This is a genomic window from Castellaniella sp. MT123, assembly GCF_039614765.1.
Classification (GTDB): Bacteria; Pseudomonadota; Gammaproteobacteria; order Burkholderiales; family Burkholderiaceae_B; genus Castellaniella.
The window spans coordinates 2,145,379-2,159,001 of the sequence record NZ_CP154879.1; the positions used below are offsets into that span (position 1 = coordinate 2,145,379).

Annotated in this window: 9 protein-coding genes and 1 pseudogene; 1 reads left to right on the forward strand and 9 read right to left on the reverse strand. The window is 59.7% G+C overall.

Annotated elements, in window-relative coordinates; translation table 11 throughout:
* Window positions 1–96: 96 nt before the first annotated feature.
* The 9 genes and pseudogenes from ABCV34_RS10030 to ABCV34_RS10070 all read right to left on the reverse strand — a co-directional run bounded on the left by ABCV34_RS10030 (window position 97) and on the right by ABCV34_RS10070 (window position 12,046).
* A complete protein-coding gene (locus ABCV34_RS10030; protein WP_345796081.1) occupies window positions 97–2,154 on the reverse strand; it encodes a glycosyltransferase in 2,058 nt (685 codons plus the stop codon).
* On the reverse strand, window positions 2,151–4,631 hold the full coding sequence (locus ABCV34_RS10035; RefSeq protein ID WP_345796082.1) for a hypothetical protein: 2,481 nt from the start codon (window positions 4,629–4,631) through the stop codon (window positions 2,151–2,153). The genes ABCV34_RS10030 and ABCV34_RS10035 overlap by 4 nt, the downstream gene beginning before the upstream one ends.
* 39 nt (window positions 4,632–4,670) lie before the next feature.
* Entirely contained in the window at window positions 4,671–5,930 is a 1,260-nt protein-coding gene (locus ABCV34_RS10040) for a nucleotide sugar dehydrogenase (RefSeq protein WP_345796083.1), read from the reverse strand.
* Between the two features lie 555 nt (window positions 5,931–6,485).
* A pseudogene (locus ABCV34_RS10045) lies at window positions 6,486–6,698 on the reverse strand (propionyl-CoA--succinate CoA transferase); the annotation flags it as partial.
* A gap of 235 nt (window positions 6,699–6,933) precedes the next feature.
* Complete coding sequence (locus tag ABCV34_RS10050; RefSeq protein WP_345796084.1) at window positions 6,934–7,398, reverse strand: DUF2141 domain-containing protein; 465 nt, start codon at window positions 7,396–7,398, stop codon at window positions 6,934–6,936.
* On the reverse strand, window positions 7,395–8,822 hold the full coding sequence (locus ABCV34_RS10055) for a carotenoid oxygenase family protein (RefSeq protein WP_345796085.1): 1,428 nt from the start codon (window positions 8,820–8,822) through the stop codon (window positions 7,395–7,397). Before ABCV34_RS10055 ends, ABCV34_RS10050 begins: the two co-directional genes overlap by 4 nt.
* A gap of 382 nt (window positions 8,823–9,204) precedes the next feature.
* The gene (locus ABCV34_RS10060; RefSeq protein WP_345796086.1) at window positions 9,205–9,852 is read right to left on the reverse strand and encodes a dihydrofolate reductase family protein; all 648 of its coding nucleotides are present in this window, start codon (window positions 9,850–9,852) and stop codon (window positions 9,205–9,207) included.
* A 233-nt stretch (window positions 9,853–10,085) separates the two neighbouring features.
* Entirely contained in the window at window positions 10,086–10,754 is a 669-nt protein-coding gene (locus ABCV34_RS10065) for a dihydrofolate reductase family protein (protein WP_345796087.1), read from the reverse strand.
* 638 nt (window positions 10,755–11,392) lie between these two features.
* The gene (locus tag ABCV34_RS10070; protein WP_345796088.1) at window positions 11,393–12,046 is read right to left on the reverse strand and encodes a hypothetical protein; all 654 of its coding nucleotides are present in this window, start codon (window positions 12,044–12,046) and stop codon (window positions 11,393–11,395) included.
* 551 nt (window positions 12,047–12,597) lie between these two features.
* Between ABCV34_RS10070 and ABCV34_RS10075 the strand changes: the two genes are divergently transcribed.
* Window positions 12,598–13,521 (forward strand): hypothetical protein, encoded by a 924-nt coding sequence (locus tag ABCV34_RS10075; RefSeq protein ID WP_345796089.1) that lies wholly within the window; start codon window positions 12,598–12,600, stop codon window positions 13,519–13,521.
* Window positions 13,522–13,623: the final 102 nt, after the last annotated feature.

The window sequence follows — 13,623 nt, forward strand, 5'->3', positions numbered from 1 at the left end:
CTTGAAAAAACCCCCACGCTGCGCCTTCGGCTTGCTGCCCCCAAGGGGGCGCTTTTTGCCTTAGGGCGGCCTGGCGGCAAAAAGAGCGATCGCCAATCACGCTCGCATCAGGTGCATGGACGGCGCGAGATCGATGCGATCGTTGTTCCCGGACAGGTCGGGCATGCACAGGCTCAGGAACTTGGTGAGCATTGCCTCCAGCGAAAACAGCTTCTGTGCCCGGCGACGGCTATGCACCCTCAAGTCCTCATTGCTGTGCGCCTTATCCACCATCGATGTGACCTTCTCGCACGCCTCATGCAGGTCCGGATGAACGACGTCGCTGAGCAGGTGGCCCGTCTCGTTTTCCACGAAGCACTCGCCCGCGCCGCCGGCCGGCGTCGAGATCACGGGAACCCCCAGCAACTGGGCCTCGATCAGCACGTTCGGCAAACCTTCGTAGCGCGACAGCAGCACGCTGGCGTCCATCTGCGAATACCAATAGCCGACATGGTTGGACAAGCCCACCAGCAACAGCCGGTCGGTCACGTGCAGCTCTTGCGCCAGCGCCTCGATGTTCTCGCGCAAGCGCCCGTCTCCCACGATGACAAAGCGCGCATGCGGGCGTTCCTTCAGATACAGCGCGGCCAGCTTGATCCACAGCTGTGGCCGCTTGTCCGGTTCCAGCCGGAACACGCCGCCGATCGTCTCCGTAGCGTTGTCCGTGCTGGCATGAAAGGCCTTCCACATTGCCTTGTCGGCGGCCGACGCATCGGTCGGCAGGTCGGGCACGCCGTTGTACAGAATGTGGAAGCGCTCGATCGGAATGTCCAGCCATTCCGAGTAGGCTTGCGCAGCCTTGCGGCTGTTGCTGACGAAGACCACGCCCGGCACCTGGGCCAGGGCCTGATACAGTTCCGGATACTCCTCGCGGAAGCGATCCTTGCGGATGTTCGGCGGCAAACCACGGAACACCAGGTGGATGGTCGGCGTGCCCGCCAGCAACGCCGCCAGCGCGCCAAACAGGCAGGTGCCGTCCTGCCACAGGCTCACCACATCGAACGGGTTGGCCCGCAACACCGGCGCAAGTCGCGTCACGCCATAGTGGACAGGCGGGGGCAATTGTTCCAGCAAACGGACCAGGCTTCCTTCGGGAACGGTCTGGTGAGACACCGAAATGGCCGGCAGCCGGTTGATCTCCGTGACCGGAATGTGCGCTTTGACCAGGACGGGAAGGAAAAAATCATCCTGCTTCTTGGGCGATCCCGTCGGTTCGGTGTGCTGTTTGACCAGCACTTCGACCTTCTTGGGCCGCAGAGGAATATCGGCGGAAGGCCGCCGGCGGCGAGATTTGGCCATGCGGGTCAACTCGCCGGCCAGGCGCGTCAGTTGCCGTTCGGCGCCGCCGGGGCCCAGGCTGCCGGTGACCAGCGCCACGGAAACGGACTTGTCCAGCCCATGCTCGGCGATCTTCCGGTTGCGAAAGTGCAGGATCGCATGTTTCATCGACACGATCCGGACGTCTTTTCCCGCCAGCGCGTCTTCGGATTCGAAGCGCTGGTAGAACGCATAGTCGCTTGCCAGCCCCTCGGCGAGTTCGGCCGCCTTGCTGCCGGGCGCCAGGTGTTTGACCACCGGCGCGATCACTTCGAACGCGTCAGCCAGCAAGCCGCGTTTGCGCAGGCGCTTGGCAAACTCGGCACGCATGTTGCGGTCCGTATGTTGCAATATCAACCGGCGGAACAACGCGTCGGACTGTTCGTGCGCATGGATGTCGCCCAGCAGCTTCGCCCGCGCGAACAGGCGCTCGGAAGTACTCCCTGACTCGGGCAGATGGCGATCGACCAGCGCCAGCGCCTCTTCGATGTGCCGTTCCTTCACGAGGCGCGTGGCGCAATGGCGGACGATCTGCAGATCGTCCGGGCATTCCTGCAACAAGGTCGCCCATTGCTCGGCCATGCCTTCGTTCAGACCCGCCAGCTCTTGCAATCGAAGAAGAAGGAAGCGGACCTTCGAGTCCTCCATGTGATCCTCGGCCAGCGCCCGCGCCCGAGTCAGATTCTCCTGTGCAACTTGAACCCGTCCCGACCCTGCAACGATGTCCGCCAACTGCGCTTGAACCTGTCGAAGATCGGACGGGGCGTCCACTTGCTGGGCAACCAGCGGCGCACTCATGCCGCCTTCCTCCGGTTGAGCTTCTCGATCCACACCGAGCAGCGCTCGATGTAACGGTCGAACTGCGCCGGACTATCGGAACGCTCCCGCAGTTTTTTCCAGTACGGCAAGGCCTGCTCGAAGCGGCACAGGCGCATGGCGCCCACGGCTGCCAAACGCAGGCCGACGGGATCGTCGGGCACGAGATTCACGATGCGCTCGCCCAGCGCCAGGCGCTCGGTCGTGCTCGACGATTCCAGCGCGCGCGCTTCGGCGTACAGATAGGCCAGGATGCGCCGCTTTTCGTGAGCGACTTCCGCCATCTCGGGCCACGACTGGGCGACGCGGTCGAGCAGGTTCCAGGCGGCCTGATGATCCCCCTGGGACAGAATCTGGCGGGCGCCGCGAATCGCACGCGGGCCCAGCCTGCCGAGCTGGCGCTGCGCTTCGTCCCTGGCACTCTGGTCGGCGGACGAATGGGCGAACACGTCCTTGTACGCGTCGATGGCTTCGCCGAACCAGCCACCGTTGAACGCGACCCGCGCATAGTGCAGCTTGGTGCTGAGCGGCGCGGACTCGCCAGCGGCGGCCCGCCCCAGATGCCGCATCGCGGTCTTCTTGTCCCCCAGCGCATCGGCGGCGCGGCCGCGCATGGCGTGCAGCTCGGGGAAATCCACATGGGTGTCGATGGCCAGGTTGGTCAGGTCGATCACTTCCTTGTAATTGCCAGCCACCAGCGCGGCGCGAACACCCAAGCGCATCGCGCGCTCAAACGCCCGCTGCGCCCGCACACCGGCCAACTCGTGGGGATTCAGCAGACGGTGCGCGCAGACGCGCTCGGCCGCGTCGCGCAGGCGTCCTTCCTCCAGCGCGCGATTGCCTTCCTCGGACCAGGTTGAAGACTGCGTCCGCAGCCATGCGCCGATTTCCTCCTGCTCGCTCTTGGCCAGGCCGCAAGACGCCGCCAGCGTTGCCGCGGCCATGATGCAACCTCGCCACGAGGCTTCCTTGACCAGTTCCAGAACGTCGGCGTCCTCCAGCGCGGGATGCTCCGAGGCCAGGTCCCGCAGCGCGTCGCGGTCGCCAGCCAGCAATCGATCACGCCACAGCACCGCAAAGCCGCGCCCATGACCGGGGAGCACCGCGCGGACCTCATGAACCCAGCGGATGGCCGCTTCCATGTCGCCAGCGGCCTGCAGCAACGCAAGCACCGTGTCGGCCGCTTCGACCGCCGTCGCGTCCCGAGGCGAGGAGATACGGAACAACTGCTTCCAGAAGCCCAGGCTTTCGTCCATGTAGCCCAGATGGCCAGCGGACACCGCCGCGATCCGGACGATTTCCGGCGTTTCGATCTCGTCGCCCAGCAGGCTGGCAGCCAACGAGTACGCCACGTCATGACAACCCAGCTTGAACTTGTTTCGCATCAGGATGTGTTCGGCCTTGCTGCCCGATGCCTGGACGCCATCCATGCCGCCCAGCAGCGCCAGCGAGCCCTCGTAATCGCCCAGTTCTTCCTGGATCCGCGAGAGCAGCAACACGTGATCGGGCAGCTGGGGGTAGCGGCGAAGCACTTCGCGCACGCGGCACGAGGCATCTCGCAGGTCGCCGGAATCCCAGAGCTTTTCGATGCGCTCGACGCTCTCGTCGGCGGCAAGTTTTGGCACCACAGGCTGCGGGGTGGACGTGCCCATCCTCGGACGTATGAAGTTTTTGTACCAGTCCGTGTACAGGCGCTCGGCAAAGACCGGGGTGTAGTGCGTCAGGTCGAGCCCGCCGTCCTCCATCGCGTCGGCCTGGCCGATCTTGTTCATCAGCGGCGTCGGATCGTAGCAAGGCACGCCGGTGCGCTGGGCGGCGGCGGTCACGGCAGCGATCAGTTGCGCCCGCTGTTCGATAGCCACGTTGTCCGGCGTAGTGGCGTTGACATGCGTGACGAACACCACCTTGTCCCTATCCAGCAGCTCGATGAGCTGACGCATTTCCTGCTCGATCTCCTCGTCGGTCTGATCGCGCTTGATGATGCGCGCGAGCAAGTCTCGGTCGTCCGCGTTGAGGCTCTTGAAGACCGGATCCTCGTCCAGCATGGCGCGACGCTCGACAAGACATTGGGCATTGGCCATGGACCAGAACTGGCGGGTACGCGCCCGATCGGCGAAGAACTCGCTGAAATAGCGGACCAGGTAGTTGGATTGGATGGGAAAGCCGTCAATGGTCAGGAGCTTGCGCGAAGACAGCTCGACCATGTACAGGTCGGCCGGCTTGTGCGTGCCGCGGCGAGCCTGCTCGCCATTCGAAGGCCGGAAGATCACGCGCTGGACGTCGGCGGGTATGTCGGCCTGGCCGAACATGAATCGCGCCTGTTGAAGCGCTTCGGCAGCCGTATGCACAAAACCGTAGTTGCGGCCGAGCTGCAAGTTGATCGGGTAGCGTCCCAGGGCATCGCGCAGCGGCGTATGGATGCGGCAGGTTCCTATCGGAGCGATGGCAAAGACAGTCATTCAGGGTCTCTCCTGTAGTGATGGGTAACGGGCGTGGACTTAGAGAGTCCAGTACGAGAGGTCGGTCGGAAGCCGTTTCGTGTCCAGGACGGACTTCAAGTCGCACACCATCCCGCCGGTCTTGACCAGTTGCGGCAGGTCGCCCCAGATGGAGTCCATGGTTTCGTCATGCGGCACAGCCAGGATCAAGACGTCCATGTCACAGAACTGGTCACGCCCAACGAGCTTGATGCCGTACTCATGCTCCATCTGGTCCGGATCGGCCATCGGATCACAAGCGACCGGGGTAATGCCGTATTGGCCAAGAGCGTTGTAGAGATCGACGACCTTCGAGTTCCGAATGTCGGGGACGTTCTCCTTGAACGTCATGCCCAGGATGCCAACACGGGTTTTCACGTTCAGGCGGCCATTGCGCGCCAGGGTCTGCACCAGGCGCGAGGCGACATGCGAGGCCATGCCGTCGTTGATACGACGGCCCGACAAAATAACTTCGGGGTGATAGCCCAGTTCCTGGGCTTTGGACGTCAGGTAATACGGATCGACGCCGATGCAATGGCCGCCCACCAGGCCCGGCGTGAACTTCAGGAAGTTCCACTTGGTACCGGCGGCCGCCAGAACCTCCGAGGTGCGAATGCCGACCAGATCGCAGATCTTCGACACCTCGTTCATCAGGGCGATATTGATATCGCGCTGCGTGTTCTCCAGCACTTTTGCCGCCTCGGCCACCTTGATGGAGGAGGCGCGGTGCACGCCCGCGTCAATAATCCGTTCGTAAACCCCGGCAATCACTTCCAGCGATTCCGCATCCTGGCCGGAGACGATCTTGACGATTTTCTCGAGCGGATGCTCGCGGTCGCCCGGATTGATCCGTTCCGGGCTGTAGCCGAGTTTGAAGTCGATGCCGCAGCGCAGGCCCGACGCCTTTTCAAGCTCGGGGCCGCAGATTTCTTCCGTGGCACCGGGGTGAACGGTCGATTCGAACACCACGATGCAGCCGGGACGCAGCACGGAACCTATCGACTGGCAAGCCCGGACCAGCAAGGAAAAATCGGGATTATTCTTCTCATCGACAGGCGTCGGGACGGCCACCACGAAAAAGCTGCACCCCTGCAATTCCTGCAGCTGGTCGGTGAACTGCAAGGTCGACGCAAGCAATACGTCGCGTTCGATCTCGCCGGTCCAGTCATCTCCCTCTTTCAGCCGTGCGATTCTCCGCTTGTCCACATCGAAGCCTACGACATCGAAGCATCTGGAAAATGCCACCGCCACGGGCAGGCCGACATATCCGAGGCCACACACTGCAATTTTCTTTACCACGGGGAACCCTCACTGTTTTGGTCGTGTCGCAGACACTAGAAATCGACACCCGCAGACAAGGAACTCGCCATCAAATCGAAATACGTTGACCGTTTACGGGCGGACATATAGATAAAAATGATTCCGGCTCAGTACCCAGCCAAAAGGCTCGGTAACAAACCACTGAATCCTAGAAGGGCCGAACAGCAAATTTATTTCTAAAAATTTTCATTGCCGTTGAAATGAATCAGGGGTAACCAATAATAAACCCCCTGGTATAACCTAAAAAATTGGATCTCTACGACATACACCGAAACATAAAAAGCCGAATGCATGTTAGAAAATATTAAAAATGGTTTTTCTTGGTCTGTCTTAATCAGCATGAAACATACTTATGCAACCTCGAGAGCTTCCTTATCGCAACGAGCGAATATTCTGAGGCCGGACTTGGCCGCAGCGAACCTGCTTTTTCATAGTTCCCGTCTTTTCAAGCCGATCGTGCCAGCTGAGCGCCTCGAAGAGAATATGCGGGGTATGCTGGCCGCGATTCGGCTGTTTACCATCGACCTCGGCCAGGGCGCCATCAAGCTCGGGCGCCGTGGAAGCACCCGTCCAGATGTCGATTTTGAACTCATGATTATCGGCATGCTGCCGACGAATTTACTCGGCTAACGCCAGTGGGATTTTCTTGGGACAGCCGGCCCCCGCAAACCCGCTCATGCCGACATTCGCACCGGAATGAATATCCTTAATTGCCTCTTTAGCGCTCATCACGTGGTCATGCAACGCGCCAGCGCGCTCGCAGGGTGCCAAGCGAATCGGGGGTTTGTTATATTTTTCTTCCCGGAGACAAGCAATCAATTTAATAACGAAATTATTCCTAGACTTTGATATTCATGGCAAGATTTTCGGGTAATTTATTCCACCAAGAAATATAAATATTTAAAATGTACATAATGCACATTATTATCTATAGAAACCGCATCAACGTCGCCCCAAGGCCGCCTTACTGCAGCTCGATGGCAATCGACGTGCCGTCTCTGGGCAATTCGAAGCGGGCTTCTTCGAAGCGCGCGGCGCGCATCGCGGGCTTGGGGTTGTTGGAATACCCGTAGGGTTTCTTGGGTCGGCCCAACAGGCTGGTTTCAAGCGTGCCGCTGTCGTCGACGCCATGGTAGAGGGCAACGGCATACCGGCCCTCGGGCAGATCCTGGATCGTGGTGGCGCACAGGCCGCTGGCCTCGTCGACAGGCACGCGCACGCGGTGGAACGCCAAACGGTCGTCAAAGGGAAATCCCGCCCCGGGTGCGGCGAACAGCGCGATGGCGATGTGGCCCCCCGCGCTGCGGGCGCCCATCACCTGGATGTGGAGGTCCGCCGCGTAGGCCGGCGAGAGCCAGGCAAGAGCCGTGACGAGCAGCATACATGCGAGGCCGTGGATCGGGGTGGCGAAAGAAGTACGAGGAGTCATGCCGATTGCCAGTATCCGTGAAAGCTCAGCGGCGTGGGGTGCTCCAGCCAGATGCGCGCCACCGGTCCGTCGGCCAGCGCGTCGCTGGCAAAGACGCCCAGGAAGGACGTTCCGCTGTCGCCATCCAGGCCCAGGGAAAGCAGCCATCCGCGCTCGTCCCGCGCTGCCGGATCGGCGACGAATATCGGCTCGCCCAGATGGGTCCGGGGCCCCAGATCGATGACTTCGGCGCGGCCGCCGGCCATGTCGACGCGCGCCAGGCCGCTGTGGAATACCGACGGCCCGGGCGCGGTGGTGACGTAGGCATATCGGTGAGCGCGTGTGGCGGCGCACGGGTCGACGATGGGAAATTCGCAATTGCGCTCGCAGAGGATGTCCTCGGTGATCCGCCGACGCACCGGATCAATCACGTAGCGGCGCAGCAGGCCGGGATGGCGAGCCTCGCCTATGGCACCCGTCATGATTTGCCGAAATGCCGCCTGTTCGCCGATGAAATGGTCGGGCGCGTCGTAGCCGACGAAATCCGCCACGATCGCCCCGCCCTGCTCGTAGGCGTTCAGGCTGTGCCACATGAAGCTGGCGGGCGCCTCGAGGATGCTGACGGGGGCCTGCCCCGACCGGTCAATCACCAGCAGCAGGTTGCCGCGGGATGCATCCCAGTGGAGGCTTTCCGTGAAGCTGCGCAGGCCCGCGAGGTAACCCGGCAGGGACAACTCGATCGGATGCAGCAGGATCAGGACGTGGTGTTCAGTCAGGAACCAGTCGTGGATGTAGGAAGCGCGCGGCGAGACGATACGCTGGTGGCGTCTCAGTGTGCCGTCGGCCGCGTGTTCCACCAGATGGATGTGGTTGCGCAGGCCGTGCTGGAAGGCGATCAGCACCCAGTCGCCGGTATTCGGGTCAGTCTTGGTGTGAGCCTTGTAGTCCAGGGACACCCCGGCGGGCCCGAGCGCCTGTTCGCCGAGCGTCTGGAGCGTGCGCGGATCAAGCCCGTAGGGCTGGCCGACCTCGTCGAAGGCGTATAGGCGGTCGTTCTTGAGCAGCACGGTGACGCCCGCCTGCGAGCGGATGCGATTGCCCGCGTTGCGCCAGGGGCCGCCGGGTGCGCGCGTAGTCCAGGTCGGCCGGGTATAGTGGCCCACCTGTTGTTCCTCGAGGAATTTCGCGGTGCGCACGTAGCGGTTGCGATAACGCACACCATCCCCGTCGAAATCGAAGGCCTGGATCATGCCATCGCCATCAAGCAGGTGCCGCTTGCGCATGCCGCCCCGGTCAAAGCGCCCCGGACCGTTGCGGTAGAGTGTGCCGCGCAGGGCGGCAGGCAACCGGCCTGCCACGCGCGGACGATAATCATGCTCGATTTCGAGGGTGGCGGCCAGGCCCGAAAGCCATGGCTGTCCAGAAGGCGGGGCGGCTTGCGTCATCCGGGCTCCGGATAGGGGGCGGTCGCTGCATTGTCCTGTAGCCCCGGCGGAAAGTAAACCAAGGCGGGGCACCCGGCCAGCGCGCCGCTGTCAGAACTGTCGAACGCCACTGAGTTCTGAACTATCACTCTTTGGACATCAACACGTTACGAGAAATCCACTATTGAGTATTGAACAACCTGGTCGTTGAGTTCTGAACTTCCAGTACTATCCACCGTTTAGTTTTGAACTTCCCGGATTAATCCACATGAACGGCTGCTATCGGCAACCCATGGCTGCCGTTCGACGGGTATTTGTCATGCGTCTGCTTTGGGGTGCAGACGCACGTGGTCGCTCAGGTTACAAGGCGCTCGTGGCAAGCACAAATTACCGCCGTCGTTTCTTAGTTCTTCCTTAGCACGATGTGGGTTGCGGATTCGGTTGGCACGTGCTCGATGCAACGAAATCCTAGGCTTGGCAGGTCAAGTCCTGCGAACAAAGATTCACCCGATCCGAGCAATACCGGGGATATCGCCAGGTGCATCTCGTCGATCAAGCCAGCGCGCAAATACTCGCGAATAGTCGCCACGCCACCCCCTAGACGCACATCCCTGCCGTTTGCTTCTCGGCGGGCTTGAGCGTAAGCGGACTCAATGCCGTCGGTGACAAAATAAAAGGTAGTGCCACCTTTCATCTCCAGCGGCGCGCGGGGATGATGGGTTAACACGAACACGGGGACATGATACGGAGGCTCCTCTCCCCACCAGCCTTTCCACTCGTCGTCCAACCATGGTCCACGGATTGGGCCGAACATGTTCCGGCCCAGAATCCAGGCGCCGACGTTCACAAAGCCGCGGGCAGCAAAATCTTCGTCTGGACCAGCTACGCCTTTGCTTTCGTCTCCCATCATGCGTTGGAACGTGCGAGTGCCGAAGAACCATTGATGCAGCGTCTGCGCGCGCTCACCCATTGGATTTTCCAGGCTCTGGTTCATGCCTGCTCCAAAGCCATCGAGCGATATGGTGAAGCCTTTTACCTTTAGTTCGGACATCACATCTCCTTGTAGCCTGCGTCCAGATTCCTACTGGTCGCAGGCAGACTCCCTGTTTTGGCGCGAACCGGCGAACCCCGCTGTAAGACTCTCAATGCAAGGTAACCCGGGGCGATTCGGTCCCTGTAATGACCCAGTACTTCCTGCTCAGTTTATGCGGCTAAGGCAAATGCCCGGCTCACGGAAATGAAGATGGAGTGCGGATAGAGTCGAGGAATTCGTGGGGAACCGCCTCAGTCCGCCCCGCGTACCAGTTTCGCGCGCCTTTCCACTTCCTTCGCGCTCGGCTTGGTCTGCGCAAACGATCCGAGCGGGACGTCGCCGGCTGGCACATAGGTGCTCATCACAACGCCGGTAGTCGAGGTTTGCGAAGCGACAAGGCGCAGCGCAGCGGGCTTCGCGCCAGCTTCGAACAGCCGCTTACCGCACCCGAGCACGACGGGGAAGGTCCACACGTTGTACTCGTCGATCAGCGATGCGCCCTGCAACGTCTGGATCAGGTTGCCGCTGCCGATGATCTGCAGGTCTTGTCCTGGCTCTGCCTTGAGCGCCGCGACCGCCGAGATAACGTCGCCGCGCAGGAGCGTTGCGTTGTTCCAATACAGCTTCTCCAGCGTGCGCGAGGCGACGTACTTCCTGGTCGCATTGAAGGTCCGCGCAATCGGGTCGTCGACTGGCTGGTACGGCCAGTGCGCCTCGAAGATCTCATAGGTCCTGCGACCGAGTACGAGCTCACGGTCCTTAGCGTCGAAGCCGTTCATGGAGCGGCCCATGATCTCGTCCCAATAGCTGAACGTCCAGCCGCCGAAGACGAAACTGCCGGAGGGGTCTTCCTCTGGACCGCCCGGCGCCTGCATAACGCCGTCGAGCGAGACGAAGGTGGATGCGATGAGCTTTCTCATGGGGCGACTCCGTGGGTTGAGAGGATCGAGCACCCCACAATTCTACGCACTTGCTTCTGCCCCAGCGCGGTGCCCGAACTCCGCAAAACGGCCGTCGTTGGCTTGAGAATGCCAGTTGGGCGGATGTCCGATTCTGGCCGAAACCAGCCAGCATGGCTTGTCTGCCCCGAAAAGGGCATTCAAGCCCAGAAAACCACCAAAACAAGGTTTTCTTGAAGCCTACCTCAGTCCCATTTTTGACTGACAGCCCGCATCAGCACTTGCTTTAGGTGCTTTTCGGAGTTCCAAACTCAGTGTCGTTCGACACGACAGCTGTCGAAGTTCATTCATCTCTGAATAGTCCTAACAATAAAATCAATGGCTTACGGAAATCAGACCATCCACCTCTGAACTGCCGTGTCACTCAAGTCTGAATTTTGCGGGGGAAATTTCATTCAACTCTGAATTTTGTGAGCCGGCCCCTCCCCCCTTCATGGCCGTCCAGAAGCACCGCTGGCCCCGGAGAACAGCCGGAGGCGCGGCACCTTCACGGCCCTGGAGCCGTTGTCGATCACCACTGGACGCTGAGCCGATCAACATTGAATTAAACGGTGGGCGCAGGCTAACTGAGGGTTGTTCGCTCGAACGAGCGTTTAAATTTACTGCGACAGCCGCGCCGCCGCATCTTGATATTTTTTCCAGGGAACGCCGGTAGCCTCGCCAACTAACATCGCATAAGCCTGTCCCGCAGGTGCTCCTGAGAGCAATTCAGGTAGAGTATCCGCATCTACTTCTAAGGTTCGATTTGCCCACGTGGTCATTGCCTCAGGATATCTCGTTCCATACAGAACGCTTTCATTCAGTACTTCCCGGGCGATACGCTTTAACTCGGCGAATGCCTGCCTTGCCCCAACAAGACTCTCCTTCTGCTTCGCTGATACGACACGATCCCAGTCGAATCGCTCAGCAACTTCCGGCGGCATTTTTTGGACGGCTTGCTGATAGTTCCTGTAATTCTTCAGTACTGTCGCGGAAGGTAACAACTCAAGTACGTACTTGTCGAGGATCACAGTGGAATGACGAGCAGCTGCGACCGCTGCTTCGGCATCGAGTCGAGCTATCTGGGACTTTTGGGAAGAACTCGTCGAATCCATTGCAGCCAAGAATGCAAGAACTACAAGCACCGCTTGGCCGACATGATGTAGGCTGACTGCAAGAACAGTGGATAAATCATTTGGTGAAATTTTCTGCTCTTTGTACAGTGAGAGCATAACCACGAGAATTGACATAGCAGCGACAAGGTATGGAAGCATTCGATGAAGTCCGACGTGTTATAGGGTGATACTCATGTGCTTAGAAGGAGTGATGGCCGCGCGTTCAACCCTATGGATTCACGGGCTGTAGAATCAATCATTTGACCAAACTGACACACCGCAAAGCAGTCATTTGTCTACGACTGCTTCTAGCCGAAATCTGACGTTTGGCGGGGCACCGCTAGCCATCGGCGGTGCGCGGTACAGCTTCCCTTAGGAAAATTCCAAGTTAAACGAAATTCCCCATGGGGAAACCCAAGTTAGACATGAAAAGGCAGTACCAATCTTGATGACAAAAATCTGCTAAATCATTGATAACTCTGGGGAGCTAATTCCAGCCCGCTTGAACTTCGACAGTTACGGCATGGGCTACCTGCCTGGAAGCGTCCAGGGATAGCAGACAAGCTTAAACAACGTTTTGCGAAATGCAATAATAAACGGTACTCTCTGAGGGCGCATATGCAGCTCTTCGAGGAACCAGGAAAAGGCCGCAAAAGCAGACTTTCTATCCCCCAGTGCCCACATCCAACCTATCCCAGATCGGAACAACAATGCCTCAAACGCTATGCCCCTATGCGCAGGTGCCGCTTGAATCCGCTGAAACTAACGACGAACACATACTTCCAGTGGCCTTGGGAGCCCCAGCCAATTTTACGGTTCGTGCATTGACTGTCGAAAACGGCCGTATGAACGATTTGGTGGACGAGCCAACTGTCAACGATCCTCTGGTTCGATTTCTGGCTATGACGCAGGGAGTCATCTCCAGGTCGGGCAACGTCAAAGCGTCAGTCGCCGGCACAGTGACGGGTAGCGGCGAGGGTATTAAAGCCGTATTTTCTACGGATGGCATCGATCTGAAATTCCAGCAGCCAGTGGACACAGATAGTCAGGGCCGAGTAATTGGCGTGCGCGGCTTTGGTGATGTAGCTATGCAAATGGCCACCCAGATAGCAGCTAATTATGCAAAAAAAGGAATCCCAGTCGAACTTGGCATGCCCATAAGTACGCAAGGACCCAAGCTGCACATGCAACTGGCCGGAAATATGGCAATGATCCGCCGTCAACTGTTCAAAATTGCCTATCTCACGACCGTTAGGATTTTCGGGGATGAGGCAATCACTGGCCCAAGTGGAACACAACTTCGCGCTGCAATGATGGCCGAAGACGATGCGGCTCTCGCTCTGGTCAAGATTCAAGGCGCCGCGTTTAGACCTTTGCCGCCTGCGTTCGTTGCCCATTCGACTAAAACCTCCGAGCACGCAATAACCTGCGCTCATCTGAAGGGCCTCGGCATAGTCACCGCCATCGACTTGTTTGGTGTTTTCACGCTCTATGCGATCACGCCCGCTACTGGGATTTCTGCTGCAGAAGCCTTCGGGGAAGTCATCACCATCGATGCGTCCAGCTCGAAACTCACCAGCAAGCCATATTTAGAGGCAGTGGCAGACCTGGTCGGCGCCGCGTTTGGAAGCTAAGCGAAGGATAGGAGGCCTCTTGGATCGTCTACGAGCCAAGAGGCCTCCTATCCTCCCCACCGCGTGCCCAGCTCGTCGCATCGGTTAGCCAGCACGAGGGGC

Coding starts and splice junctions, on each gene's coding strand:
- ABCV34_RS10030 (WP_345796081.1), bottom strand. CDS start 2,154: ATGAGTGCGCCGCTGGTTGCCCAGCAAGTGGACGCCCCGTCCGATCTT.
- ABCV34_RS10035 (WP_345796082.1), bottom strand. CDS start 4,631: ATGACTGTCTTTGCCATCGCTCCGATAGGAACCTGCCGCATCCATACG.
- ABCV34_RS10050 (WP_345796084.1), bottom strand. CDS start 7,398: ATGACTCCTCGTACTTCTTTCGCCACCCCGATCCACGGCCTCGCATGT.
- ABCV34_RS10055 (WP_345796085.1), bottom strand. CDS start 8,822: ATGACGCAAGCCGCCCCGCCTTCTGGACAGCCATGGCTTTCGGGCCTG.
- ABCV34_RS10060 (WP_345796086.1), bottom strand. CDS start 9,852: ATGTCCGAACTAAAGGTAAAAGGCTTCACCATATCGCTCGATGGCTTT.
- ABCV34_RS10065 (WP_345796087.1), bottom strand. CDS start 10,754: ATGAGAAAGCTCATCGCATCCACCTTCGTCTCGCTCGACGGCGTTATG.
- ABCV34_RS10070 (WP_345796088.1), bottom strand. CDS start 12,046: ATGCTTCCATACCTTGTCGCTGCTATGTCAATTCTCGTGGTTATGCTC.
- ABCV34_RS10075 (WP_345796089.1), top strand. CDS start 12,598: ATGCCTCAAACGCTATGCCCCTATGCGCAGGTGCCGCTTGAATCCGCT.